The following is a 26,499-nucleotide window of genomic DNA, read 5'->3' as shown; positions in this document are numbered from 1 at the left end:
CGAACTTCGGTTCGGAGCCGAAGCCGCCCCGGAAGAACGTGCTCCCGGGGAGGGTGAAGTCGCGGTCGGGGCCGGCCCGGTACGGGAGGCAACGACGTGAATCCTCCACGGGTGATCCGATCCTCCCGCGTCTACGTGCTGGAGGACTGCGGCGTGCCGAGGACCCGGTCGTAGGTGAGGAAGGCCGCGCCGCTCTCGAGGACGGTGTGGTCGATGAGCCTCCAGGCGTTGGGCGCGAAGGCCGCGTTCCGTCCGAAGAGGGGTATGCCGGTGCCGATGGTGAGCGGGCTGAGTTTGACGATCATGCGGTCGATCTCGCCGTAGAGTGCGCCGGCCAGTTCCCCGCCGCCGACGAGCCAGATGTCTTTGCCGCCATCGCGTTTCAGCTCCCGTACCGCCGCTACCGGGTCGTCGGCGACGAGTTCGATTCCGGGGTCCGGGCTTTCGGTCAGCGTGCGGGAGAAGACCAGGTGCTCGAGGTGGGCGTAAGCGTCGGTTACGCCGGCCGCGAGGCCGACCTCATAGCTTTTGCGGCCCTCGACGACGGTGTCGAAGTGGACGCCTTCGGCGGTGACACCGAGCGCGGCCCGGGCCGGGCCCGGCAGGGTCTCGGGGTACTCGTCGATGAGGTGCTGCACGTAGTCAGCGGACGGGGCCCAGAAGCCGCCGGGACCAGTGGGGTCGGAGCCGTCGGGACCGGCGATGAAACCGTCCAGAGTCGAGGCGATGAAGTACACGAGCTTGCGCAAGAGTTGGTCCTTCGTTGATCGGTCGGCACGGATGGTACGGCAGGACGGCTGCCCACCCCGTGCGCGCCGCCAGGGATCCATGCCATCACCCGGCAGGACGGCGGCGCACCTGTCGAGTCCTTCGGTCGGAGCAGGTGACCAGGCTGAGCAGCACGGTGGTGAGGGTCGATCGGGCGCTGTCAGGACTGATCGTTCCGCGAGCGGCCGCATGGCCGAGTGCATCCGCCGCGCCTATGAATGCGATCGCTGCTTCCTCGTCGAGGTCCGCGGCGCCGTCGGCGCTTCGTATGCCTTGCCGGCAGATCTCTACGTAGCGGCGTTCGGATTCCCGCCTGGCACTCTCGAGGTCCGGTGTGCCGACCAGTGCGGCCACCACTCCACCGAGTTCGGCGCCTTGGGCGACCACGCACGCAATATGAGCCGTCGCAATCGCTTCGACCCGCTGCCGCAGATCCAGCGGGGTGCGCGCTATCGCCGCACGCAGATCAGCGATGTGCCGATGGTCGAAGTCCTCATACAGCGACAGCAGCAGCGCCGAGCGCGAGGAGAAGTGATCGTAGACGACGGGCTTGGAGATCCCTGCCCTGCCGGCCAGGTATGCGAGCGTCAGCGCGTCGGTACCTTCGGCGGCGATGACGTCGCGGGCAATGCCGACGAGCTGGGCTCGCCGGTCGGCGCTGGAGAGTCTTCGCCCGGTCATGTCCAGCAGTCTCTCACTCATAGGTAACCTACTAGTAGTAGGTTACTCTTCGAGCGGACGGAACTTGTCGATGCACACCTTGCTGGTCGCCACGAACCCGGACCCCCGGTCCCTGACACACCACGTGCTCGACAGAGTCGAGGCAGCACTCCATCCGGCGTCGGTCGAGGTCGCCGACCTGTCCGAGGAACGGTTCGACCCCACGTTCAGCCCGGCCGATCGCCGGGCATACCACGGCGGCGACTATCCGGCCGAAATCATCAATGAGCACCGTCGTCTCGAACGTGCCACCGACCTCGTATTGATCTTCCCCGTGTACTGGTGGTCGATGCCCGCCCAGCTGAAGGGGTGGATCGACCGTGTCTTCATCAACGGCTGGGCCTTCGAGTACTCCCCGGCTTCGGGCCTGCGACCGAAACTCCAGGCGCTCACCACGCATCTTCTGCCGATCGCCGGCGTCGACTCCGGCGTGTACGAGCGTCACGGGTACGAGAGAGCACTACGGACGCAGATCGAGCACGGAATCGTCGACTACTGCGGCAGCCGACGCGGCGCCACAGCGTTCATCTACGAGTCCGAGCAGGATTCCGCCGAGGCCACAGCGCAGAGCGTCGACCGCGCGGTGCGGACCATCAGCGGAGCCATTCGTGGGCCGAGTGGCCGGGCGGGCACGGTGGTGTATCCGGTTGCCGGGTAGTTCGACGTCTTTTCATCACGCGGACGACGTACAGCACGAGGGTGGTCAGGCCGGCGACCAGCCACAACGTGCTCACCGCCGCCGTTCGGCGGCGGCCAGCCAGACCGCCGGTGCGCCATCCGAGTTGTCGGCGACCGCCGGTGTGTCGCGCCCCAGTTCGGCAGCAACGCGGTTGAAGTCGACGGTCTCTGCGGTCCAGCCGTGGCCGGCCGGCCAGCCGAGTGGGCCATCGACCGTCGACAACCAGCTCGCGCCGACCCGGCCCAGCGCGCCGATCTGCTGTGACCGGTGTTCGGCGAGCTTCCACACCCGCGAGCTGAACTGGTCGGCCAGCAGGATGCCGCTGGCCGCGGAGTCGCGGTGAACGCTCCGGTGACGGTGATCTTCGTGGCCGCATCCATCCGGGCGGTACCGAAATCGGTGAGTACGGCGCGTTCTGCGCGGCCGACGTCGACGGCGGCGAGCAGGATGTTGGCCGGTTTGATATCGCGATAGCGAGAATGTCCGAAATGGCCCGTTGGGGTGCGAGCGCGGCGAGGTTGCCACGCGGGAACCGGGAATCAGGACACTAGGTGAGGGTGTCGAGGAGCTTGTGGAGGAAGAGAGGGGTTTGTTCGGGGGGTTGGGCGTAGCCTGCGCACAGGATGTCCATCAGTTTCCGGTAGCGCTGTAGGTCGGCGTGTTTGTCGAGATAGAGTGCGCCGGTGAGTTGTTCGAGGTAGACGACGTCGGGCAGTTCTTCTTCGGGGAAGCGCAGCATGCTGAAGGAACCGCCTTCGGCCGGGGTGGGGCCGGCGGTTTCCGGGAGCACCTGCACGGTGATGTTGGGCTGTTCGATCAGCTCGAGCAGATGCCGGAGTTGATTGCGGGCTACCCGCGGGTCGGGCGGCTGCCTGCGCAGCACGTGCTCGTCGATGACCGCCCACACGGTGGGCGGGTTGGGTGTTCGGGTGAGTATGCGCTGGCGCCGCATCCGCATGTCGACCAGGCGCTGGGCGTCCTCGCGTGAGTCGAGACCGAAGATGTAGCGGGCGTAGTCGGCGGTCTGGAAAATGCCTGGGATGTAGTGGGTTTCGTAGATGCGGATGCCGAGGGCGGCCTGTTCGAGGCCGACGTAGGTTTCGAACCAGGAGGGTAGAAGGTCGCTGTAGCGGTGCCACCAGCCCGGCCGGTTGGCTTGGCGAGCCAGAGCCAGGAACCGGTCGCGCTCGTCGGCGTCGTGCACCCCGTACAGCGTGAGCAGGTCGCTCATGTCGCGTTCTTTGAACCCCGTCTGCCCCAACTCGAGTCGGGTGATCTTGGTTTCGGACGCGCGCAGTGCGTCGCCGGCGGCCTGGCGGGTGATCTCGCGTTCCTCACGCAGCTTCCGTAGCTGCCCCCCGAGCGCGATTCGCAGGACGGTAGGGCCGCGGTCGGCGAAGGCGTGGGGCACCACGCTGCTGTCACGATCGGCCCTGGCTGTCATCGAGTCGACTCCCGTGTAGTAAAGAATCCGCAGCCTCGTGGAGGCACCACCGCAACACTTTACAGCATGAGGCTATCGAAGCAGCCGCTCTTGATGTCGCGCACCAACGCGGCGAACTCCGCACGCGTGCAGGTCAGCACGGAGCCCTGCGGATCTCGGGAGTTCCGCACTCCGATGCAGTCGCCGGAAAGCCGGGCCAGCTCAACACAATTGCCGTGCGGACCACTGTATGAGCTTTTCCGCCAGGCGATTTCACTCCGCTCTAACGGGGGCTCGGCGGTGGGATCGGACATGACACTCTCACAGTTCCTATCGATGAATGAGACTCGCGGTAACACTGTACATGCAGTCGCACGTGCAGTTGCATGTCCGTTCGCAGGTGCAGATGCAGCTGCCGTTGCATCTGCGCCCCGAGTTTGGAACACTGTCGTCAATCGGACACGCCCGATACGGGTGGGCGGCCGAGTACTGTTCTGCGACAGGAGGAAGCGGGATGAGGGGCCTCGCCGGACGAGCGGTCGACGCGTTACCTGCCCCGAGTGTCTCGTTGCCGGTCCGAGGCCGCGAGGCGGCAGGCATTCTGGGTTCTGTTGCTGCGGCCCGATTTCCCGTTGCCGGTGAATGGTGTTGGGGGAATACCGATTCCACTCGGCATGCGGGAGCCCGAGTCTTTCCGGTGCGGGAGTGCAGCGTCCTCCCGCACCGGGAGCCACTAGCTGCGGGACAGGCCGAATGAAGCGAAAAGGACTGCGTACGACGACAACCGCCGACGGGAGGAAAGTCGCGGACTGGTCGCTGACGCGGCGGCGGCCGTGGATTCAGCGCGTATTGCTGCTCGGCGACTCGAGCCCCGCGGTGCAGTGGCCCGATAAGCTGTTGCCACTGGCGCAACGTGGCATGATCGTCTTCGCCGGAGACACGGGTTCGCTGGATCTCGCCGATGCCCGTGAGGTGTTGCCGCAGCATCAGGACCTGTGGGATGCGGTACAACACGAGTTCTGGACGGCCCTGCTCGATACCAGCCAAACCCGGGCGTAGGTCTGTCGAATCCCTGCCGGGCCGTCATCGGCCACGCCCGCGGCGGGTGTGTCGCGCTGTTGGGGCAGCCGGTATCGCCGCCGCCGACCTGACCGCCAGGACGAGCCGGTCGGGCCCCGGAGTTGCGGATCGACAAGTTTCCCTGTCGCGCGCCGAGGCCGCCCTTCATGCTCGGCGCCTGGTCAGGCCGGGGTGTCCGGGAGCGGGGTATTGCGTCCGACTGCGGCCCACAGCCAGTCGGTGCGCATCTCTTCGTTCTCGTACTGTGATTTCAGCCAGGGCTGCCATTGCCATGGGTGGACCAGGCCGGGAGCCGCCAGGTGGAACCCGTCGAACATGCGCTCGATCTGCGGGCCGGAGCGGAAGACGATCGGGGAGGTCGCCGCCTTGTACACGTCGACCACGCGCTGGACCTGGTCCGCGGGGACGATGTCGGATGTCAGATGGGACAGTGTCAGGTAGCTGCCGGGGGCCAGGACGTCGCGGAACGCTGCGATCGCACGGTAGGGGTCGGCCTCGTCGGGAATGAAGTGCATGATCGCGACGAACAGGATGGCGCACGGGCGGGTGAAATCGATCAGCGCCTGCAGGTCCGGGTGTCCGAGGATGCTGTCGGGCTCGCGGATGTCGGCGGTGATGACGGTGGTATTCGGATTGGTGGCCAGCAGGGCGCGCCCGTGACTGAGCACGATCGGGTCGTTGTCGACGTAGACCACACGCGCCTGCGGCGTGATGGCCTGGGCGATCTCGTGCACATTGCCCTTGGTCGGCAGGCCGGTGCCCAGGTCGATGAACTGGTCGATTCCCGCCTCGGCCAGGTACCGGACGGCACGTTGCAGGAAATACCTGTTCTCCCAGACGATGTCGCGAGTATTGGGCAGTGCGGCCTTGACCTGCTCTGCGGCGTCGCGATCGATGTCGTAGTGGTCCTTGCCGCCCAGGAAGTAGTCGTACATGCGGGCGGGGGTCGGACGATCGATGGCCAGGTTCTGTGTGCTCGGATCGGTGCGCCGGGAATCGTTCACACCGGACAGCCTAGCCACTCCGGCGGAAACGTTGTGCTGCTGCACCTTTCAGTACGAGCGTTGGCGGATCAACCGGCCGGAACGGCCGCCCGCCCGGAAGTCCACCAGCGCGGTTCCCAGCAGCTCGCGCTCGGTGTCGTGCCGTGACCCGGTACTCGACCAGAGGTCTGTCGCATGCCGGTAGCCGTTCGAATGCGGCCGGTGTGTGATGGTGCGGTGAGCCGGGCGCGATAATCGGCCGATGACGTCTCCGCAGCTCGGTCGCCGGGTGCCGGCACGATGACGAGCACACTTCTCGCGATCCTCGCCGCGGCGGTAGTGACCTGTGGTGTCCTCATGCTGTGGTTGCGCACGCGGCGCGTGGTCACCACGCCCGCCGAGCGCGCCGTGCATTCGGCGCTACATACGGCCTCGCTGGCGGCGGTGCCCCTGCGGCGGGGGCTCACCGAGGAGTCGGCGCGCGCCGCGGCACCGCATCTGCGGACGCTCACCGGGGGCGAGGCACTGGGGATCGCGGACGCCGACGGCGCCGTGCTGGCGTGGGAGGGACCCCATGCCGATCTCGCCGCCGCTTTCTCCGAGGCCGCCGAGCGCGCCATCTCGGGCGGCCGGGCGGTGCTCGTCCGAGGGAAAGGCAACAGCGAACAAGCAGGCCGGACCCTGATAGCTCAGCCGCTGGTCATCGACGGTACGGGTGTGGCCGGGGCGTTGGGCGTCGTGATCATCGGACCGCCGGGGCCGGGGCGGCTCGGCGCGCTGTCGGACGTCGCCCGGTATGCGTGCGGTCAGCTGGAGCTGGCCGAGCTGGATGCGTCGCGGGCGCGGTTGGACCGGGCCGAGGTGCGGGCGCTGCGGGCCCAGATCAGCCCGCATTTCATCTACAACGCGCTCAACACCATCGCCTCGTTCGTGCGCACCGACCCGGACCGCGCCCGTGAGCTGATCCTCGAGTTCGCCGATTTCACGCGGTACTCGTTCCGCACGGCCGGCGAATTCACCGTTCTGGCAGATGAGCTGCGCAATATCGAGCGCTATCTGGCGTTGGAGCGTGCCCGCTTCGGCGACGCGTTGCAGGTTCGGCTACAGGTCGCACCGGAGGTACTGGGTGTGGTGCTGCCCTTTCTGGCGTTGCAGCCGCTGGTGGAGAACGCGGTCCGGCACGGATTGGCGGGCAGGCGGGGCGGCGGCACGGTGAGTATCGTCGCCGACGACGCGGGCACCGACTGCGTCATCAGCGTCGAGGACGACGGCGTGGGCATGGATCCCGAGCTGTTGCGATCCGGTGTTCTCGACACGGTCGACACCGGCCCCGGGCCTGCCCGACCCGACGAGTCCGCACACGTCGGACTGACCAACGTCGACGATCGCCTGCGCGCGGCGTTCGGCGACGACTACGGCCTGATCGTGGAAACCGCTCCGGGCGCCGGGACCAAGGTGAACCTGCGCGTACCGAAATTTCGCCCGGGCGTCAGGGCCTGATCCGCTGCCGACCTACGATGGGTGAGTTGTGATGTGGGCCATCGAAGAGGCCGGCGCGAGGCTGCGCGTGCTGGCCGTAGACGACGAGAAGCCGGCGCTGGACGAGCTGGTGCATCTGTTGCGTGCGCAGCCGGAGATCGGCGAGGTGCACGGGGCGGACGACGCGACCACGGCGCTGCGGTTGTTGCGCGCGCATCCGGTGGACGCGGTGTTTCTGGATATCAATATGCCCGGTCTCGACGGGATGGAGCTGGCGGGGATCCTCTCGGAGTTCGCGAATCCGCCCGCGGTGGTCTTCGTGACCGCACACGACGACCGCGCCGTATCGGCCTTCGACCTCGGTGCGGTCGACTACCTGTTGAAGCCGCTGCGGGAGGAGCGGTTGGCCGCGGCGGTACGGCGGATCGTGGACTCGCAGGCGGCGATCCGGCCGCACCGGGACCCCAACGAGGTCATCCCGGTCGAACTGGGTGGTGTGACCACGTTCGTCCACCGGTCGACCGTGACGTGGGTCGAGGCCGACGGTGACTATGCGCGCCTGCACACCGGCACCGGATCTCACCTGGTACGGATTCCGTTGTCGGCGTTGGAAGCCCGCTGGCGTGACGCGGGGTTCCTGCGGGTGCACCGTTCATACCTGGTGGCGCTGTGGTCGGTGACCGGGCTGCGGACGGTCGGCACGGGCACGGTGGTGTGCCTGCGCGCCGACGGCTCCGGCGACGCGGTGGAACTGCCGGTCAGCAGGCGTCAGGTACGCGAGCTCAAGCAGCGACTCGTGCACGCACCGCCGCAGGCACGGACCGAGCGGTGACGGGGCCTCAGCGGCGGCCGCCGCGCCAGCGGGTGGTGCTGGCCGAGCGGCGCGGGGCGCGCAGGGTGCGCACACGGGTCGAGGTGGCCGAGCAGACCGAGATCGGTGCCGCACTGATCGGTGGCCTGATCCGCGCTCAGTTCGCGTTGGCCGTGCGGATGGGCCTGCTCGCCGTGCTGGTGCTGAGTTCGCTGCCGCTGCTGTTCCGCCTGGGCGAGTCGGGATCGCTCGTCGTGCTCGGCATCCGCCTGCCGTGGCTGCTGCTCGGGGTCGCGGCGTATCCGCTGTTGTTCGTTGCCGGTTGGGTCTTCGTCCGCCGGGCGGACCGCAACGAGAACGACTTCCTCGATCTGGCGGAGGACTGATATGCGCGGCACCGTGGTCCGGCCGGCGGCGGAACGGTCCCGGCTCGTCGCACGTGCTGTGGCCGGCCGAGGCAGTGAGCGACGATCGTGAGCACCGCGACGTCGCCGGCGCTGACCGTCGCCGCACTGGTCCTGGCGGCCGGCGCGACCATGGCGATCGGCATCTACGGCGTGCGGCTGGCGCGCACCACGTCGGATTTCCTCGTGGCCTCGCGCAGCGTCGGACCTCGCTGGAACGCGGCGGCAATCTCCGGCGAATACCTCTCGGCCGCATCGTTTCTCGGCGTTGCGGGCCTGATCGCGAAGTACGGCGCCGACGCGCTGTGGTATCCGGTCGGTTTCACCGCCGGGTACCTCGCCCTGTTGTTGTTCGTCGCGGCGCCGTTGCGACGGTCGGGCGCCTACACCGTCCCCGACTTCGTCGAGTTCCGGCTCGGCTCGGTGCCGTTGCGGAGGCTGGCCGCCGTGATCGTGGTGCTGATCTGCGCGGTGTATCTCATCCCGCAGTTCCAGGGTGCGGGGCTGACGCTCCGGATCCTCCTCGGCGTCCCCGGCTGGGTCGGCGCGGTCGCGGTGGGCGGGCTGGTGATCGCCAATGTCGCCGGCGGCGGGATGCGTTCGACCACACTGGTGCAGGCGTTCCAGTACTGGCTCAAGCTCACCGCGGTGGCGCTGCCCGCCCTGGTGCTGCTCGGGCACTTCCTGGACGCGGACCGGGAGCTGGGCCGGCCGGCGCCACCGGTGGTCAGCGAACACACCGCGGTCGACATCTCCACCGACGTCGTAGTGCAGGTCGGCGCCGCCCAGCAGGTGTCGATCACCGGCACACTCGACGGGCGTGCCGTGGACGGCCCCACCGTCCTGGCCGCCGGGGAGCACGAACTCGGATCGGGCACGCGGCTGGTCCTGGCGGCGGGCGACGCGGTGCCCGTGGTGGCCGGTGCCCCGACGGACGGTGACGCGTGGCTGTCCCCGGGCGGCGGTTTCGGCGGGAAACATCCTCTGTACCAGGTGTATTCACTGATCATCGCGACGTTTCTCGGCACCATGGGACTACCGCACGTCCTGGTGCGCTTCTACACCAACACCGACGGCCGTGCCGCCCGCTCCACCGCGCTCGCCGTCATCGGACTGGTCGGCGTCTTCTACCTGTTCCCGGTCCTGCTCGGCGTGTTCGCGCGACTGTACGTACCGCAGCTGCTGATCACGGGAACATCCGACGCGGCCGTGGTGCTGCTGCCGGGGTCGGTGCTGGCGGGACTGCCGGGGCAGTTGCTGACGGCGGTGGTCGCCGCCGGTGCGCTGGCGGCGTTCCTGTCGACCTCCTCCGGTTTGCTCGTCAGCATCGCCGGTGTGCTCAGCACCGACGTGCTGCGCGGGCGAATCCGCGACTTCCGTGCCGCCGCGCTGGCCGCGGGAATCGTGCCGCTCGGCCTGTCGCTCGCGGTGACCTCCCTCGACCTGTCCCGCACCGTGGCGCTGGCCTTCTCGGTGGCGGCCTCCACACTGTGCCCGGTGCTGGTGCTCGGCATCTGGTGGCGCGGTCTGACCGCGGCCGGCGCCGCCACGGGGCTGATCATCGGCGGCCTCACCGCCGGCGGCGCCACCACGATCTCGGTCCTGGGCGGCATCTCCGACGACGTCGCCGACGGCTGGCTCGCCACTCTCCTCGATTACCCGGCCGCGTTCAGCGTCCCGCTCGCCTTCCTGTCGATGATCATCGTCAGCTCGTGCACACGGGGGCAGGACCCCGTGCGGGTCGGCCGCATCTTCGTACGGCTGCACGCACCCGAGCGACTCGGTATGGGCGCCGACCGCGAGCGCACCCTGCGCCCACGGTGATTCCACACCCTGCGCCCACGGTGATCCCTCACCCTGCGCCCACGGTGACCGATCACGCGCCGACCGTTCGTCGCGTCCGACCGACCGCTTATCGCACAGTCGGCCGCCTTCGCCGAGTGACCGCCGCCACATGCCGCGGCCGGCCGGGACGGGCCGATAACGTCGACGACTCGTAAGACCCGTCACATGCGAGGAACCCGATGACCGACATCGACAGCGCTCCGGCGGCGCCGCGGCCGACGCCGAGCGCGGCGGATTTCGAGACCGTCCGCTCCAGCCCACAGTTCCAGGAACTGCGAACCCGGTTGCGGCGCTTCGTGTTCCCGATGACCGCCGTATTCCTGCTCTGGTACCTCGCCTACGTGCTGCTCGGCGCCTACGCGCACGACTTCATGGCCACCAAGGTGTTCGGTGATATCAATACCGGATTACTGCTCGGGCTGGCGCAGTTCGTGTCCACCTTCGTGATCACCGGGCTGTACGTCCGTTTCGCCGGGCGGCAGCTCGACCCGCGCGCGGCCGCCCTCCGCGACCGGCTCGAAGGAGGACGGGCGTGAACCGGACATACCTCGCCGCCGCCGAAACGGTGGGCAATCCGGCCGCGAACATCGCGATCTTCTGTGCCTTCGTCGCGATCACCATGGTCGTGGTCATCCGGGCCAGCCGCAACACCCGTACCGCCGCGGACTATTTCACCGGCGGCCGCGGCTTCACCGGCCCGCAGAACGGCATCGCCATCGCGGGTGACTACCTGTCCGCCGCAAGCTTTCTCGGCATCGCCGGCGCCATCGCCGTCTACGGCTACGACGGGTTCCTGTACTCCATCGGATTCCTCGTCGCGTGGCTCGTCGCCCTCCTGCTGGTCGCCGAAATGCTCCGCAACACCGGCAAATTCACCATGGCCGACGTGCTCAGCTTCCGGCTGAAACAACGTCCGGTCCGCACCGCCGCCGCGCTCACCACGCTCGCCGTGTCCCTGTTCTACCTGCTCGCCCAGATGGCGGGCGCCGGCGGCCTGGTCGCCCTGCTGCTCGACATCTCCAGTAGGACCGGGCAATCGATCGTCATCGCCGTCGTCGGTGTGCTGATGATCGTGTACGTGCTCGTCGGCGGCATGAAAGGCACGACCTGGGTGCAGATCATCAAGGCCGTGCTCCTCATCGCGGGCGCGGCACTGATGACCGTCATGGTGCTCGGCAAGTTCGGCTTCGACGTCTCCGCCATCCTCCGCTCCGCGCAGGAGTCGGTCACGGGCTCCGCGAGCAAGACGGTGGCAGCCCGCGACGTACTCGCACCCGGAGCACAGTACGGCGGCAGCGCCACCTCCAAGCTGAACTTCGTCTCTCTCGGTCTGGCGCTGGTGCTCGGCACCGCCGGTCTGCCGCACGTCCTGATGCGGTTCTACACCGTGCCGACCGCGAAGGAGGCGCGCCGGTCGGTCGTGTGGGCGATCGGACTGATCGGCGCGTTCTACCTGTTCACCCTCGTCCTCGGCTACGGCGCCGCCGCCATCGTCGGCCCCGACCGCATCCTCGCCGCTGCCGGCGGACAGAACTCCGCGGCGCCGCTGCTCGCCTTCGAACTCGGCGGTGTCGTCCTGCTCGGCGTCATCTCCGCGGTCGCCTTCGCCACCATCCTCGCCGTCGTCGCCGGCCTCACCATCACCGCCGCGACATCCTTCGCCCACGACATCTATGCCGGAGTCATCAAGCGCGGCACCGTCGACGACGGTAAACAGGTCCGGGTCTCCCGGATCACCGCGGTCGTGATCGGCGTGCTCGCCATCGGCCTCGGAATCCTCGCCAACGGCCAGAACATCGCATTCCTGGTCGCGCTGGCCTTCGCCGTCGCCGCCGCCGCGAACCTGCCGACCATCCTCTACTCGCTGTTCTGGCGACGGTTCAATACCACCGGCGCGCTGTGGAGCATGTACGGCGGCCTGATCTCGACGCTCGTGCTGATCGTGTTCTCCCCCGCCGTATCCGGCGACAAGGCCGCGATGATTCCCGGCGCCGATTTCGCCTGGTTCCCGCTGTCGAATCCCGGAATCGTATCCATCCCACTGGCTTTCGCGCTCGGTGCGGTCGGCACGCTGCTCGGGGCGAAGGACGACGACGGCAAGGCCGCCGAGATGGAGGTCCGCTCCCTCACCGGCGTCGGCGCGGAGAAGGCCGCCGCGCATTGACCGGTGTCCGGCGCGTTCGCCGCGGACAACCGAACGCGCGTGCCCCAGGCGGCACCAGCACCACGCGAAGCACTACGCACTAGTCCAGCAGTACAGGAGATCGACGTTGACCGACACAGTCACCGGTAATGGCACCGCAACGGATACGACTTCGCCACCGGCGTATCCGCCGACCGCGGAGTTCGCCGCCGCTGCCAACGCCGACGCGTCTCTCTACGACCGGGCCACCGCCGACCGCGAGGCGTTCTGGGCCGAGCAGGCCGGCCGCCTGCACTGGCACCAACCGTGGACGCGGGTCCTGGACTGGGACGACGCCCCGTTCGCGCGCTGGTTCACCGGCGGGAAGCTGAACGTCGCCTACAACTGCGTGGACCGCCACGTGCTCGACGGCCACGGCGACCAGGTCGCCCTCCACTGGGAAGGCGAGCCCGGCGACTCCCGCGCGATCACCTACGCCGATCTGCTGGCCGAGGTGTCCCGCGCCGCGAACTACCTCACCGAGCTGGGCCTCGAGGCCGGTGACCGGGTCGCCATCTACATGCCGATGGTGCCCGAGGCGATCGTGTCGATGCTGGCCTGCGCGCGGCTGGGCCTGACCCACTCGGTGGTGTTCGCCGGGTTCTCCCCCACCGCCCTGCGCCAGCGCGTCGACGACGCCGAGGCCCGCCTGGTGATCACCACCGACGGGCAATGGCGGCGCGGCAAGGCGGCACCCTTGAAGGAGGCCGTGGACGAGGCGCTCTACGCGCACGCGGGCGCACCCGCGTCAGGCCCGGAGGAGGCAGCGGAGCGTCACCACGCAGGGCCCGCGGGTGCGCCCCGTGAACACAGCACACCGTCGAGCGTGGAGCACGTGCTGGTGGTGCGGCGCACCGCGATCGAGATCCCGTGGACCGAGGGCCGCGACCTGTGGTGGCACGACACCGTCGCGAAAGCCTCCCCCGAACACGAGGCCCAGCCCTTCGACGCCGAGCACCCGCTCTACATCCTCTACACCTCCGGCACCACCGGCAAACCGAAAGGCATCCTGCACACCTGCGGTGGCTACCTGACCCAGGTGTCCTACACCCACCACACCGTGTTCGACCACAAACCCGGCCGCGACGTGTACTGGTGCACCGCCGACATCGGCTGGGTCACCGGGCACAGCTACATCGTCTACGGGCCCCTGTCCAACCGCGCCACCCAGGTCGTCTACGAAGGCACCCCGAACTTCCCCGACGAGCACCGGCACTGGCAGACCATCGAAAAATACGGCGTCACCATCTACTACACCGCACCCACACTGGTACGCACGTTCATGAAATGGGGCCGCGAGATCCCCGCCGGCCACGACCTGTCCAGCCTGCGGGTCCTCGGCTCGGTCGGCGAACCCATCAACCCCGAGGCATGGCGCTGGTTCCGCGAGGTCATCGGCGCCAACCGCACCCCGGTCGTGGACACCTGGTGGCAGACCGAGACCGGCGCCATCATGCTCTCCCCGCTGCCCGGCGTCACCGCCACCAAACCCGGCGCCGCCATGCGCCCGCTGCCCGGCATCTCCGCGAAAGTCGTCGACGAAGAAGGCACTACGGTGCCGCTCGGCGACACCGAAGCCAACGGCTACCTGGTACTCGACCAGCCCTGGCCGTCCATGCTGCGCGGCATCTGGGGCGACCCGCAACGCTTCCAGGCCACCTACTGGCAGCGCTACGCCACACACGGCTGGTACTTCGCCGGCGACGGCGCCAAACTCGACACCGACGGCGACCTGTGGATACTCGGCCGCGTCGACGACGTCATGAACATCTCCGGCCACCGCATCTCCACCGCCGAGGTCGAATCCGCCCTCGTCGGACACCACGGCGTCGCCGAAGCCGCCGTCGTCGGCGCCAGCGACGACACCACCGGCCAGGGCATCGTCGCGTTCGTCATCCTCACCGGCGCAGCGACCGACACCGGCCAGGACCTCGTCGACGAGCTGAAAGCCGAAGTCTCCCGCGAGATCTCCCCGATCGCCCGCCCCCGCGAAATCCACACCGTGCCCGAACTACCCAAAACCCGCTCCGGCAAGATCATGCGCCGCCTGCTACGCGACGTCGCCGAAGGCCGCGAACTCGGCGACACCTCCACCCTGGTCGACCCCCACGTCTTCGAAGCCATCCGCGCCCGCAAAACCAACTGGTAACCAGTGCAATGTACTGCGAGAAGCACGAGAGAGCCGGAGCGGTTGCGGTCGGCCCGGGCACAACATCCTCGACGGAGCGCTGCTGCCGGGCAACGCCGCGACGTACTGCCCCGCGACAACCATCGCCGCTGTCGCCGGACGCGCACCGGATACCATCGTCGCCCATGACATCGGCCACCGCATCCGACCGGCATCAGGACGACGGCGCGGCAGCACACCGCCGGTCCCGCCGTAGTCTCGGCCCATAGAGGTCCTCGGCCGACCGGTATCCGAATCGGAAAGTTCACAACGAAGTGAAATGAGAGTTCGACCATGAGCACCACACGTAGGCCGTCTCGGCGGTCACGCACACGGCTGGTCTCGCCCCGCACCTCCTTGCTGGCCGCCACCGTACTGGCATTCGCCTCGGCCATGACAGCGACACAGCCCGCCGCGGTCCACGCGCAGGAAAACGATTGCGGCGGGACGCATTTCGTGGCGGCGTGGACAGGTAGCCCCACCGATGCCGTGACTCCGCTGGACGCGACAGGCGGACCGGTCCCACTCGCCGTCGATGATCAGACCTTCCGTATGGTCGTCACCCCGCACCTGGGCGGATCACAACTGCGGGTGCACCTGACGAACCGATTCGGACTCGCACCCGTCACGTTCGACAACGTCAGCATCGGCAACCAGGTATCCGGCGCGGCGGTTACCGATATCCAACCGGTCCTGTTCGACGGGAAGGCGGCTACCACCGTGGCCGCCGGCGCCGATGTCGTCAGCGACCCGGTGTCGTTCCCCGTCGCGGCATCCGCACCGCTTGCCGTCAGCATCCACGTGGCCGATCGGGCCGGGCCACCGACCAAGCACTGGAACGCCAATGCCACCTCCTACTATTCGCCCGCCGGCAGCGGCGACCTGACCGCACGACCAGGCCCCGAACAGTTCACCTCGACCACAGGATCCTGGTTCTACGTCAATGCGGTAGACGTCCTCGCACCCGGCGGCACCGGAGCCGTCGTGGCCTTCGGCGACTCCATCACCGACGGCTTCGTCGGCACGAGCCCGCTCTCCGTTCCGGCCGACCGCGCGGTGGCCGACACCAACGGCCGCTACCCCGACATCCTGCAACGCCGCCTCGATGCCGAAGGCATCCCGATCTCGATCGTCAACGCCGGAATCGGCAGCAACCGTGTACTCACCAGCGGTGAACCGCTGCTCCTCGGCCCGAGCGGCCTGTCGCGGTTCGAACGTGACGCCCTCGGGCAAGCCGGCACCGGCGGCGTGCTCGTCCAGGAGGGAATCAACGACCTCGGTCTTCCCCCGGCCGCCGACGCCTCGGCGATGATCGCCGGATACGAGCAACTCATCGCCACCGCGCATCGCCACGGTAAGAAGATCTGGCTGGGAACGCTCCTGCCTGCCTCCGATGCCCTCGTCGACGGCGTCCTGATCGCGCCCCGCAGCGAGACCAACCGCCAGCAGATCAACGCCTGGATACGTGATCAGGCCCCCGCCGACGGCATCGTCGACTTCGACGCGGCACTCCGCGACCCCGCCGACCCGACCGTCCTGCGAGACATCTACTCCAGCCCCGACCACCTGCACCCCAGCCCCGCCGGTTACCGGGCCATGGCCGAGACGATCGACCTCGCCATGCTCGCTACTTCCCGGCCCCCCGCTTGCTGAACGGAATGACCGTCGTCCGTCAACAGCGCGACCTACCGAAACCGCCGCTCCGCGAGGGCCATTCGAATCGAGGAATCGGCCGCCGTCCGCACCCGGCAGACAGGCTGAGCCGCCCTCGCCACCGCCGGCACACGGTTCGGCCGAACCTCTACGGCCCAGATGTTTTCCGTTCCAGCCGGACGTCCGAATACATCGCGCTGGTGACCTGACCGTGTGCACTACAGATCGGCTGGACGAGGGATGTCAAGTGATACCGGGATCCGGAGCGCATGAAGACAATTCCGCCGTCCTCGTCGTCGCCCTGCGTCATGAGCCGGTAACGAACGCCCTGCCGATCGCCGTCGACCTCGATCCACCCGTCGCCTTCGGCGGCTTCGGCTGCTTCGCCGGAATCGCCTGTCAGATGGACGATGGTATTGCCTCCGACATACTCGGCCTCCTGCCCATCGCCGACCCAGCTCTCCAGCGTCGTACCGCACCGCGACTCGGAGGCGTCGGCAATCGGTGACGACAACGTCACGATCGCCATCGCTACAAGGACGGGGGCCATTCCGGAAATTGCGAACCGTGGCCTCACGGAGATCCTCCAAATCTATGACCGGAGCGAATCAGGTGCGCGCCGATTCGTCCCGATCTCCCCGGATTCGACACGCGATCACAAGCTATCGAACCGGAACCTCGCCACCTCGGAGGTAGGTCGCGCAGGGTGTCGGGGCCGAACTTTCCCATTCGATTCCCTATGCCACCGCATCATTTACGGACGTTGGGCTTTCGCACGGTAATCCGGGTACGCCGGTCCCGGTTCGGCCCGGCCATGCGCGCCCGGAATAGTGGAGATGCGCGGACGGGTCCTCCGTTCGGACCGTTGCCGGACGAGGATGTATCCCACTGGCTTTCGTTGGTCGAGCCATGGTGGTGCGGAAGGTGTTCCGTCGATATCTCGCACCGTTCCATACCCTCATCGGATGTGACAGGAGGGCGCCATGATGTCGATGGATCCGGCGATCACCCGTGATTCCGGGGACTTCGGGCAGTGCGAGTCAGCCGAGCGGTCACGTTCGGTTTCCCAGATCCTGGACGAGGCGCGGCAGCTGACGGAGCCTTCCTACCGTGCCGCGATCGAGCGCCTGCCCGGTCCGCTCGACGCTGTCGCCAAATACCACATCGGCTGGGCCGACAGCGACGGAAATCCGGCCCGCGCCACGGGAAAGGCGATCCGCCCGGCCCTGACACTCCTGTCGGCGCGTGCCGCCGGTGGCCGGCCGGTCCGGGCCGTACCGGCCGCGGTGGCGGTGGAACTGATCCACGACTTCTCCTTGCTGCACGACGATGTCATGGATGGCGACCGGACCCGGCGGCACCGCCCGGCGGCATGGACGGTGTTCGGAACCGGCACCGCGGTGCTGACCGGTGACGGTCTGCTGGCCCTGGCCTCGGATCTCGTCGCATCCGTGCCGGTGCCGACCGCACCGGTGGTACTGGCCCGGACCTTGATGGATCTGTGCCGGGGACAGGCCGCCGACACATCCTTCGAACAGCGCAGCGACGTGACCCTCGCCGACGCGATCGCGACGGCCGAGAACAAGACCGGCGGTCTGCTCGGGGCGGCCTGCCAACTGGGCGCGCTGACCGCCGGCGCCGATCCCGGTGCCGGGCTGTGCTATTGGGAGTTCGGCCGGCAGCTCGGGATGGTGTTCCAGCTGGTCGACGACCTGCTCGGCATCTGGGGCGACTCCCGGCGCACCGGCAAACCCGCCGGTGCCGATCTGGCGAGGAAGAAGCAGACGCTGCCGGTGGTCGCGGCACTGGCCTCCGACAGTGCGGCCGGGAAACGCCTGGCACAGCTGTATCGCAGTGCACGGGTACCGGATCAGCGCGCAGTCGGCGAGGCGGCGATGCTCATCGAGCAGGCCGGAGGCCGGGACTGGGTCCGCACGGAGATACCCCGCCGGTGGAAGCGCGCATTCGATTCCCTGGCGGAGGCCGATCCCGTCGACGACGACGCCGTCACCGAGCTGAGGGCGCTGGCCCGCTACCTGGCACATCGGTCGAGCTGACACGCGCCGCCGGCGGGCAGAGGCCCCACCCGATCAGCCCGGCGAACGGTGGCTGTGACGGACTCCGGCAGCGGACCGCCGGAATGGGGGGCGGGCCGCCGGCGCACAACAACTATGCAAGCCGCTCATCACCGTCATGCGGGCGATGACGTTCAGCTTCGACTGCCGGTAGGTGAGTCTGGAATCAGGGTTGCCGCCGCGCTCGGCGCGTTGCGAGCCCGCCGCGATCACCGCCGAAGCCCGCGCCGCCCTGTACGCCGTCGCCCACGCTGCCACCACACCGCAGCCACCCGACCCGACAGAAAGTATCGATCGTGCCCTCGCTCGCACCGGACAACACCGGCCACCCATATCCCGAATCGCTGCCTCGACCAGCGGCCGCCGCCGACATGGACGGGTTGTCCCGGATCCTGTTCGGGCACGCGGCCTTCCAGTACCTCCACGCAGCTTGCGAACTCGGGTTGTTCGAGTTGCTCGGGGAGAACGTCGGCCGCACCAAGGGCGCCATCGCGGCCGAACTCCGGCTCGAACCACGGGCCGCCGACATTCTCCTGCTCGGCTGCACCGCGTTGCGGCTGCTCCGCAAAAAAGGTGACCTCTACATGCTCGGCGAAACCGTTTCCACCCTGATGGGGGCCGGGCAATGGAAGCACATCGAGAACACCGTCTTCTTCGAGCACTACATCACCTACGAAGGGCATGCGGATTTCGTCGCCTCACTCCGCTCTAACACCAACGTGGGCCTGCGCCGGATCCCCGGGACCGACACCGACCTGTACCGGCGCCTCGGCGAGAATCCGCACCTGTCGGGTGTGTTCTACCGGTACATGCGCTCGTGGTCGGAACTGGCCAATCAGCACCTGGTCGCCAACCTGGACCTCACGGACACGCATCGGATCCTCGACTGCGGCGGCGGTGACGCGGTGAACGCGATTGCCGTCGCCAGGGCCAATCCGCAGCTGAAGGTGACCGTCTTCGAGATTCCGGCCTGCGTCACCGTGGCCGAACAGCGCATCGTCGAAGCGGAACTGGCCGACCGGGTTTCCGTCGTGGCCGGGGACATGTTCACCGAACCGCTGCCCGGCGGGTACGACTGCATTCTCTTCGCGCATCAGCTTGTCATCTGGACGCTCCAGCAGAACACCGTGCTGCTGCGCAAGGCCTATCAGGCGCTGCCCGAGGGCGGGCGCGTGGTCATCTTCAATTCGATGTCGAACGACGCCGGGGACGGCCCGCTGGTCGCCGCACTGGACAGCGCCTATTTCGCCGCGGTACCCGCGGAGGGCGGCATGATCTATTCCTGGCGTCAGCACGAGGAATGCCTGCGCGAAGCCGGATTCGCGCGTTGTGAACGGATCAGTTTTCCCGGGTGGACGCCACACGGGATCATCATCGCGACGAAATGAGCAGCACGATGACCGGGGCGCATCCGGCGGCCGTCACCGCGGGCCGGCCGGGCCCGCTGGCCGCCTTCCTGGCCATGGGCCGATTCAAGTTCCTCTTCCAGAGCCTGCTGGTGGTCGGTTTCGGTAGCTCCTTGGCGGTACACGGCGGTGCCCGTTTCACCGTCGGCTGGTACCTGGTCACGGTCGCGTTCGCCTGGTGCGCCCATCTCATGACGCATTACTGCAACGAATACTTCGATCTGGAGGCCGACCGCGCCAACGACACCCCCACGTCGTGGACCGGCGGCAGCCGGGTCCTGGTCCGCGGGTTCCTGGACCCGATCGTCAGCCTGAGCGCCGCGTTCGTACTCCTGTTCCTGGCGATCGTGCCGATCGTGTACATGCCCGGCGTCACCTCCCGGACCATCGCGCTGCTGATCCTGCTGCTGGCGTGGTTCTACACGGCGCCACCCCTGCGGCTCAACTACCACGCGCTCGGGGAGATCACCTGCGCCTCGGTGCTCTACGCGCTCGGACCGGTACTCGCGTTCTCCCTCCAGACCCCGCGATTGTCCGGGATGCTCTTCTCCTGCGTCGGGATCGTCTTCGTGCTCCAGTTCCTGCGCTGCCTGATCATGAACCTCTCCGATATCGAAGGCGATCTCCGGGTCGGGAAGAAGACCCAGGCCGGGGTCCTGACCCGCACCGGGGTCGCCCGCGTCTACGCGGCCGGTCAGCTCGCCACCTACGCCGCGTTGATCGTGGCGGCGGTCGCGGGCCCGATACCACCGGTCACCGCGGCGATCATGGCGGTCACCCTGCCGGTGCCGCTCTGGGTCGTGCACCAGGTGCACACGGGAGCCATGGGCGACGCGCGGCGCGCGAACCAGGTCACCCTGTGGTCCTCACTGCATATGCCGCTCATGTCCACCGCGATCATCGTGGGCCTCGTGGCCGACATGGCCGCACACGGTCGCGACCTTCCGGTGCTCTGGCTGGTGTGTTGCGGCGTGTCCCTCGCACTCTTCGCCGTCTGGGTGACACGCACCCTCGTGCTGGGCAGGAGATCGTGATGACCGCGCGAGCCTCGTCGGCGGCCGAGAGGTGGCGGCGCACCGGAGCCGACCTGCCCTTCGGCGATCCACTTCCGTTGCACGGCACCGAAACCGAGGGGTACCTGTGGCGGTTCACCGACGCCGCGAACGGGCGCGTCCTGCTCGCGGCGTGCACCGTCAATCAGCACCCCGAAGGCGCCTGGGCCGGCATCGTGCTGGCCGCCGAACCCGGCGGCTTCCAGCGGACCATGGTGGTCGAACGGGACGTCGCCGGCAGTCCCGGCTTCGGTTTCCGCGCCGGGACCCGGTTCCGGTACCGGGAGGGGCAGCTGGACGTGAACCTGGGCGAGGAAGCCGAGCTCAGTACCGCTGTCCTGCCGACCTCGTCGTGGCCGGGCCGAGGGCTGCACGCCGGCGGGCTGTTCTCGGTGCTGCCCGGCCTCCCCCACTACTGGCATCCCCATGTCTTCGACGCCCGGCTCGACGGCTACGCCCGGGTGGGCACCGAGTCCTGGAAGCTCGGGGAGTTCACGGCCTACGCGGAGAAGGCGTGGGGCAGGGGATTCCCGACGCGGTGGTGGTGGGGCCAGGCACACGGCTTCGACCGGCCGGACGTCTGTGTCGCCTTCGCCGGCAGCGCGCTCCGGCTGGGGAACGTGTCGGCCAATCCTTCCGTGCTCGTCGCGAGGGTCGGCCCCCGGGTGATCCGCCTGGCGCCACCGTTCGCCGGCGTGCGGACCAGGATCGGCCAGGGCACCTGGCAGGTGACCGGGCGGGATCTCCGCTCCCGCGTCGTCGTGACCGCCGACACCGGCGGCAGCGTCCCCCGCACGCTGCCACTGCCGATGCCCGCGCTGCGCCGCACCCGGCCCGCCACGCACTACCTCACCGGCCGCCTGCGCCTCGATGTGGAACGCGACGGACGGCCGGTGTTCGCCGGCGAGACCCCACTCGCGAGCCTCGAAGCCGGAGGGTTCGACACATGAACTCGTCCCCGCCGGATCTGGAGCTGCTGCTGCGGCGCACCGACCGGATCGAACCGCCGCCCGGCCTCGTTCGGTCGGCGCGAACGCTGCCGGTCCGGCCGGTATCCCTGCCCGGAGGCTCGGCCGCGTACCTGGTCACCGACTACGACGCCGTGCGGGCGGTCCTCGAGGACCCGCGGTTCAGCCGCGCGGCCTCCCAGATCCGATTCACCGGGTTCGAAGGCGGCGGCGGGCAACTCGTCGACATGGACCCGCCCGCGCACACGGCGCTGCGCAAGGTCCTGATGCCCGCCTTCTCCGCGAGACGGATCGCGCGGCTCCGGCCGGCCGTCGAGCGCGTGGCGAACGGTCTGCTGGACGACCTCGTCGAGCAGGGTCCGCCCGCCGACCTGATGTCCTCCTTCGCGATCCCGTTCCCGCTGATGATCATCTGCGAGATGTGGGGTATCCCGGACGCGGACCGGGACCGGATCAGGCAGTGGACCCTGGAGGCGGTCGACCTGACCTCCGTCGAGCGGTCCCGGCGTGCCGCGCGGGAGATGACGGCCTACGTCGAAGGGCTGATCGCCCTGCGGCGCCGGGAACCCGGTCCCGATATCGTCACCGAACTGCTCGCCGCCCGCGAAACCGGTGCGCTGACGGACATTCAGCTGACCACGATGCTCGCGAGCATCGCCTGCCTCGGTTACGAGACCACGATCGCGACGCTCGGCCGGAGCGTCGTCCGGCTGCTGCGCGAGCCGGACCTCTACCGCGCCCTGGCCACGAACCCGGACACCGCGGCCCACGTCGTCGAGGAGTTGCTCAGGCTCGCTCCCCCCACGCAACTGGTCCTGCCGCGCGTCGCGACCAGCGACGTGGAGCTGTCCGGCGTGCCGATCCCCGGCGGCTGCCCCGTTCTGCCCTGCACCTCGGTCGCCAACCGGGATCCGCACCGGTTCCCCGCCGGCGACCGGCTCACCGGCACGCGCGCCGACACGCACCATCTCAGCTTCGGACACGGGCCGCACTACTGCCTGGGCGCGTCCCTCGCACGGCTGGAGCTGACCGTCGCGCTCACCGAGTTCGCCCAGCGACTGCCGTGGCTCCGGCCGGCCGTCGGCGAGGAGGAGCTCCGCTGGACGGACGGATCGCTCACCGAAGGGCTGCACGCCCTGCCCGTCACGTGGTAGCCGAAGGAGGCGACGACCGTGGGCGAATCCCGCGACACCAGGAAGACGGCATTTCTCGGCCAGGTCACCACCGAACTGGGCATCTCCCTCTCGGCCGTCCTCATCCATCTCGGGGACCTGCTGGGCTTGTACCGCGCGATGGGCGACAGCGCGCCCGTGACCTCCGGGGAACTCGCCCACCGCTGCGGCGTCGCCGAGCGCTACGTCCGTGAATGGCTGCACAACCAGGCGGCCGCGGGCTGGGTGGAGTACCGGCCCGGGGACGGAACCTTCGTCCTTCCCCCGGAACACGCGGAAGTGGTCGCCGACCCGGACAGTCCCACCTATCTGCTCGGCGGCTTCGACGGAGTGGCCGCCGCGTGGGCCGATGCCGGGATGCTCGCCACCGCGTTCCGCACCGGGGCGGGGATTCCGTGGGGCGAGCACGATCACCGCCATCTCAGCGGGCTGGAGCGTTCCTTCCAGCCGTTCTACCGGGAGCTGCTCGTGCGGTCGTGGCTGCCCTCGATAGAAGGCCTCGTCCCGCGGCTGCGCCGGGGCGCCCGGATCGCCGATATCGGCTGCGGGGCAGGCGGTTCGGCGATCCTGCTGGCCAGGTCCTTCCCCGCCAGCAGGGTGACCGGATTCGACTTCGACGACGCCACGATCACGACCGCGCGCTCCCGGGCCCGGGACGCGGGCGCACCCGCCAACCTCTCCTTCCAGCTCGCGGACGCGCGCGGTTTTCCCGGCACCTACGATCTGATCTGCGCCTTCAACGCGGTGCACGACATGGGCGACCCGGTCGGGACCGCCCGCCACGCCCGCGAGCACCTGGCCTCCGACGGCGTGCTGATGCTGGTGGAACCCACCGCTTCCGACCACGCCGAAGGCAACCATCATCCCCTCGGTCGCTTCTTCTACGCGGCGTCGACGATCGTGTGCGTGCCGGGCGCGCTCGCCCAGGACGGCGAATTCGACCTCGGCAACCAGGTCGGCCCGGCCCGGTGGACCGAACTGCTGACCGAAGCCGGCTTCACCTCGATCCGGCTGGCGGCCCACACACCTGTCCTGTCCGTTTTCGAAGCCCGGCCGTGAGCCCCAGTGAAAAGAAGAGTCATGTCCAGTCACACCACGCTCGGCGACCGCACGGCCCGGACCGCCCCGCGGCTGCCGTTCGACATCATCGATATCGACCACATCAGGTTCCAGGTGGGAAACGCCAAGCAGGCGGCACACTTCTACGCGCGGACGTTCGGCATGACCCCGGTCGCGTACCGGGAACCGGCCGCGGGCACGCGCGACGGCAACGTGGAGTACCTCCTCCGGTCGGGTTCCGTCCGCTTCCTGCTCACCGGAGGGGTCTCCCCGCGGTCGGCACCGGCCGCCTGGGCCGCGGCCCACGGCGACGGGGTCAGCGACATCGCCCTGACCGTGTCCGATGTGGACGAAGCGCACCGGCACGCGGTCGGTCAGGGTGCCACGAGCCTGGCCGAGCCCCGCGACATCGCCGACGAGCGCGGTGTGGTGCGGCACGCCGCGATCGCCGTCTACGGCGACCTGCGCCACACCCTCCTGGACCGCTCCCGCTTCACCGGCTCGTCCCTGCCCGGCTTCACCGAGTACCCGGCACCGGCCGAGCCGCACGCCTGGTACCGGCGGATCGATCACGTCGTCGGCTGCGTCGAGGTCGGCGGCATGGACCAGTGGGTCGACTTCTACCGGCGCGTCCTCGGATTCACCACCATGGCCGAGTTCATCGGCGACGATATAGCCACCGAATACTCGGCCCTGATGAGCAGGGTGGCGGCGGACCCGGCCCGCCGGATCAAGCTCCCGATGAACGAACCCGCCGCCGGCAAGCGCCGGTCCCAGATCGATGAGTACCTCGAGTACCACGCGGGTCCGGGTGTCCAGCACATCGCGCTGGAGACCGACGACATCCTCGGCTGCACCGACTTCCTGCGCTCCGGCGGCATCGAATTCCTCCCGACACCGGACTCGTACTACGAGGACCCCGAGCTCCGCGCGCGGATCGGCACCGTACGCGTGCCCATCGAGGAATTGCGGCGGCGCGGGATCCTGGTCGACCGCGACGAGGACGGCTACCTGCTCCAGATCTTCACCCGCCCGCTCCTCGACCGCCCCACGTTCTTCCTGGAAATCATCGAACGAAACGGCTCGGCAGGGTTCGGCAAGGGCAACTTCAAGGCTCTGTTCGAGGCCGTCGAACGCGAGCAGGGGAAACGGGGAAATCTGTGACTCCCGGCCGCACCCGGGGGAACGCGCGGCGCCGCGCCGTCGTGATCGGCGCCGGGCTGACGGGCTGCCTCGCCGCGCACGTCGTCGCCCGGCACGTCGACGACGTGATCCTCGTCGAGAGCGACACGATCCCGGAGACAGCGGAGAGCCGCGGCGGAGTACCGCAGGACCGCCTGCCCCACATGCTGCTGCCCGGCGGCCAGCGGGCACTGCAGCAGTTACTTCCCGGAATCGTCGAGGAACTCGTGGACGCCGGCGCGGTCACCGTCGGCCTGCCCAGCGGTATCCGGATTCTCACGACGGCGGGCTGGCTGACGGCCACCCCGGCCGACCGGACCCTGCTGACCTGCACCAGACCACTGATCGACTGGACCGTGCGCAGACGGGTACTGACCGATCCCCGGATCACCATCAGACAGTCCACCGTCGTCACCGGCCTACTGGGGACCAGCACGGCGGTGCGAGGCGTCCGCACCCGCGGCCGCGGAGCAGCCCGCGACCGTGCCGCCGGCGAACTGGCGGCGGATTTCGTCCTCGACGCGAGCGGCCGCAGATCCCGGGCCCCGGACTGGCTGACCCGGCTCGGCCTGCCGCCGACCGCCGCCGACTGTGTGGATTCGGGCGTGGCCTACACCGCCAGGATGTACACCCGCCCGGCCGGCGCCGAGGCCGATGCCGTACTCCTGCAACCGAAATCCGAGGAGACGACTCGCTGCGGGCTCCTTCTTCCGGTGGAGGGTGACCGGTGGATGATCGGCCTCTGCGGGATGCGCAACGACGAACCGCCGACCAGCGAAGAAGGCTATCTCGGCTTCATGGACCAGCTCCGCGATCCACTCCTGGGCAGGCTCGCGGGCACCGCACGGCCGCTCGGCCGGATCAGCGGTTTCCGGCCCCGGCCCAGCAGACGGCTTCGCTTCGAGCGGTCGTCACGCTGGCCGGACGGCTTCGTGGTGCTGGGCGACGCCGTCTGCACCTTCAATCCTATTTACGGCCAAGGGATGTCGGTCGCCGCGGCCAACGTGCTCGCGCTGCGCACCGTCCTCGCCGCGCACGGCCTCGACGCCGGCGCCGCCTTCGCCGCCCAGCGAGCCGTCGCCAAGACGGCCGACGCCGCCTGGCAGCTGGCGTCACTCGAAGATGCCCGGTACGAGCACACGACAGGCGGTCCCGGCGGGCCACTGGTCCGCCTCCAGCATCGCCTGCTCGACCGACTGGCCGCGCGCGCCTGTCGGGACGCCGACGTCGCGGGCCGCTACATCGACGTCATCTCCCTCACCGCGCCACCGACCGCCCTGCTCACCCCGAAGATCCTCGCGCGGGCGCTGTGCTCGACGGCCGCCACGTGAGAACTATCGCTCCGGTACCCATCGGACCACCGCTCCGTGATGGTCGGGAAAGGTGAGCCG

25 protein-coding genes are annotated in these 26,499 nt (G+C 68.8%); 18 read left to right on the top strand and 7 right to left on the bottom strand.

What is annotated here, in order from left to right; genetic code table 11:
* Positions 1-131 precede the first annotated feature (131 nt).
* Positions 132-749, bottom strand: a complete 618-nt coding sequence (locus D892_RS0126425) for a dihydrofolate reductase family protein (protein WP_024804120.1) — start codon at positions 747-749, stop codon at positions 132-134.
* An 85-nt stretch (positions 750-834) separates the two neighbouring features.
* Positions 835-1,470 carry a TetR/AcrR family transcriptional regulator gene (locus D892_RS0126420; protein ID WP_051499177.1) on the bottom strand — a complete coding sequence of 212 codons (636 nt, stop codon included), beginning with the start codon at positions 1,468-1,470 and terminating at the stop codon, positions 835-837.
* A gap of 49 nt (positions 1,471-1,519) precedes the next feature.
* Between D892_RS0126420 and D892_RS0126415 the strand changes: the two genes are divergently transcribed.
* Positions 1,520-2,146 carry an NAD(P)H-dependent oxidoreductase gene (locus tag D892_RS0126415; protein ID WP_024804118.1) on the top strand — a complete coding sequence of 209 codons (627 nt, stop codon included), beginning with the start codon at positions 1,520-1,522 and terminating at the stop codon, positions 2,144-2,146.
* Between the two features lie 72 nt (positions 2,147-2,218).
* On the opposite strand, the gene D892_RS0126410 is transcribed toward D892_RS0126415, so the two are convergent.
* From D892_RS0126410 to D892_RS0126400, 3 genes are all read right to left on the bottom strand, one after another.
* Positions 2,219-2,455 (bottom strand): hypothetical protein, encoded by a 237-nt coding sequence (locus D892_RS0126410; RefSeq protein ID WP_024804117.1) that lies wholly within the window; start codon positions 2,453-2,455, stop codon positions 2,219-2,221.
* A gap of 259 nt (positions 2,456-2,714) precedes the next feature.
* On the bottom strand, positions 2,715-3,611 hold the full coding sequence (locus D892_RS0126405; protein ID WP_024804116.1) for a helix-turn-helix transcriptional regulator: 897 nt from the start codon (positions 3,609-3,611) through the stop codon (positions 2,715-2,717).
* 59 nt (positions 3,612-3,670) lie between these two features.
* Entirely contained in the window at positions 3,671-3,904 is a 234-nt protein-coding gene (locus D892_RS0126400; RefSeq protein WP_024804115.1) for a DUF397 domain-containing protein, read from the bottom strand.
* A 439-nt stretch (positions 3,905-4,343) separates the two neighbouring features.
* Here D892_RS0126400 and D892_RS0126395 point away from each other — a divergent pair, with 439 nt between their 5' ends.
* The gene (locus D892_RS0126395) at positions 4,344-4,649 is read left to right on the top strand and encodes a hypothetical protein (RefSeq protein ID WP_156959689.1); all 306 of its coding nucleotides are present in this window, start codon (positions 4,344-4,346) and stop codon (positions 4,647-4,649) included.
* Between the two features lie 182 nt (positions 4,650-4,831).
* On the opposite strand, the gene D892_RS0126390 is transcribed toward D892_RS0126395, so the two are convergent.
* A complete protein-coding gene (locus D892_RS0126390; protein ID WP_024804113.1) occupies positions 4,832-5,674 on the bottom strand; it encodes an SAM-dependent methyltransferase in 843 nt (280 codons plus the stop codon).
* A gap of 279 nt (positions 5,675-5,953) precedes the next feature.
* Here D892_RS0126390 and D892_RS0126385 point away from each other — a divergent pair, with 279 nt between their 5' ends.
* From D892_RS0126385 to D892_RS0126350, 8 genes are all read left to right on the top strand, one after another.
* Positions 5,954-7,153 (top strand): sensor histidine kinase, encoded by a 1,200-nt coding sequence (locus D892_RS0126385; protein WP_024804112.1) that lies wholly within the window; start codon positions 5,954-5,956, stop codon positions 7,151-7,153.
* 31 nt (positions 7,154-7,184) lie between these two features.
* A complete protein-coding gene (locus D892_RS0126380) occupies positions 7,185-7,964 on the top strand; it encodes a LytTR family DNA-binding domain-containing protein (RefSeq protein ID WP_024804111.1) in 780 nt (259 codons plus the stop codon).
* Positions 7,961-8,329 carry a hypothetical protein gene (locus tag D892_RS0126375; protein WP_024804110.1) on the top strand — a complete coding sequence of 123 codons (369 nt, stop codon included), beginning with the start codon at positions 7,961-7,963 and terminating at the stop codon, positions 8,327-8,329. The genes D892_RS0126380 and D892_RS0126375 overlap by 4 nt, the downstream gene beginning before the upstream one ends.
* 150 nt (positions 8,330-8,479) lie before the next feature.
* Complete coding sequence (locus tag D892_RS0126370) at positions 8,480-10,171, top strand: cation acetate symporter (protein ID WP_084161728.1); 1,692 nt, start codon at positions 8,480-8,482, stop codon at positions 10,169-10,171.
* 200 nt (positions 10,172-10,371) lie between these two features.
* Positions 10,372-10,728 carry a DUF485 domain-containing protein gene (locus D892_RS0126365; RefSeq protein ID WP_024804108.1) on the top strand — a complete coding sequence of 119 codons (357 nt, stop codon included), beginning with the start codon at positions 10,372-10,374 and terminating at the stop codon, positions 10,726-10,728.
* A complete protein-coding gene (locus D892_RS0126360; RefSeq protein WP_024804107.1) occupies positions 10,725-12,356 on the top strand; it encodes a cation acetate symporter in 1,632 nt (543 codons plus the stop codon). The genes D892_RS0126365 and D892_RS0126360 overlap by 4 nt, the downstream gene beginning before the upstream one ends.
* A gap of 106 nt (positions 12,357-12,462) precedes the next feature.
* Complete coding sequence (locus D892_RS0126355; RefSeq protein ID WP_024804106.1) at positions 12,463-14,523, top strand: acetate--CoA ligase; 2,061 nt, start codon at positions 12,463-12,465, stop codon at positions 14,521-14,523.
* A 312-nt stretch (positions 14,524-14,835) separates the two neighbouring features.
* Entirely contained in the window at positions 14,836-16,194 is a 1,359-nt protein-coding gene (locus tag D892_RS0126350) for a GDSL-type esterase/lipase family protein (protein WP_051499175.1), read from the top strand.
* 148 nt (positions 16,195-16,342) lie between these two features.
* Here the strand turns inward: D892_RS0126350 and D892_RS0126345 are convergent, their stop codons facing one another.
* Positions 16,343-16,723: a hypothetical protein gene (locus D892_RS0126345; RefSeq protein ID WP_024804104.1), complete on the bottom strand. Its 381-nt coding sequence runs from the start codon at positions 16,721-16,723 to the stop codon at positions 16,343-16,345.
* 454 nt (positions 16,724-17,177) lie between these two features.
* Between D892_RS0126345 and D892_RS0126340 the strand changes: the two genes are divergently transcribed.
* The 8 genes from D892_RS0126340 (at position 17,178) to D892_RS0126305 (ending at position 26,439) form a co-directional block, all read left to right on the top strand.
* Positions 17,178-18,251, top strand: a complete 1,074-nt coding sequence (locus tag D892_RS0126340) for a polyprenyl synthetase family protein (protein ID WP_024804103.1) — start codon at positions 17,178-17,180, stop codon at positions 18,249-18,251.
* A gap of 314 nt (positions 18,252-18,565) precedes the next feature.
* Positions 18,566-19,657 (top strand): methyltransferase, encoded by a 1,092-nt coding sequence (locus tag D892_RS0126335; protein ID WP_024804102.1) that lies wholly within the window; start codon positions 18,566-18,568, stop codon positions 19,655-19,657.
* Positions 19,654-20,709 (top strand): prenyltransferase, encoded by a 1,056-nt coding sequence (locus D892_RS0126330; RefSeq protein WP_024804101.1) that lies wholly within the window; start codon positions 19,654-19,656, stop codon positions 20,707-20,709. The genes D892_RS0126335 and D892_RS0126330 overlap by 4 nt, the downstream gene beginning before the upstream one ends.
* A complete protein-coding gene (locus D892_RS0126325; protein ID WP_024804100.1) occupies positions 20,709-21,677 on the top strand; it encodes a tocopherol cyclase family protein in 969 nt (322 codons plus the stop codon). Before D892_RS0126330 ends, D892_RS0126325 begins: the two co-directional genes overlap by 1 nt.
* Positions 21,674-22,849: a cytochrome P450 gene (locus D892_RS0126320; protein ID WP_024804099.1), complete on the top strand. Its 1,176-nt coding sequence runs from the start codon at positions 21,674-21,676 to the stop codon at positions 22,847-22,849. Before D892_RS0126325 ends, D892_RS0126320 begins: the two co-directional genes overlap by 4 nt.
* Positions 22,850-22,867: 18 nt before the next feature.
* Positions 22,868-23,926 carry a methyltransferase domain-containing protein gene (locus D892_RS0126315; RefSeq protein WP_024804098.1) on the top strand — a complete coding sequence of 353 codons (1,059 nt, stop codon included), beginning with the start codon at positions 22,868-22,870 and terminating at the stop codon, positions 23,924-23,926.
* A 21-nt stretch (positions 23,927-23,947) separates the two neighbouring features.
* The gene (gene hppD, locus D892_RS0126310; protein ID WP_024804097.1) at positions 23,948-25,090 is read left to right on the top strand and encodes a 4-hydroxyphenylpyruvate dioxygenase; all 1,143 of its coding nucleotides are present in this window, start codon (positions 23,948-23,950) and stop codon (positions 25,088-25,090) included.
* Entirely contained in the window at positions 25,087-26,439 is a 1,353-nt protein-coding gene (locus D892_RS0126305) for an NAD(P)/FAD-dependent oxidoreductase (protein ID WP_024804096.1), read from the top strand. The genes hppD and D892_RS0126305 overlap by 4 nt, the downstream gene beginning before the upstream one ends.
* Positions 26,440-26,499: the final 60 nt, after the last annotated feature.

The sequence above is a fragment of the Nocardia sp. BMG51109 genome, from assembly GCF_000526215.1.
Classification (GTDB): domain Bacteria; phylum Actinomycetota; class Actinomycetes; order Mycobacteriales; family Mycobacteriaceae; genus Nocardia.
This window is presented reverse-complemented; position numbering and strand designations above follow the sequence as displayed.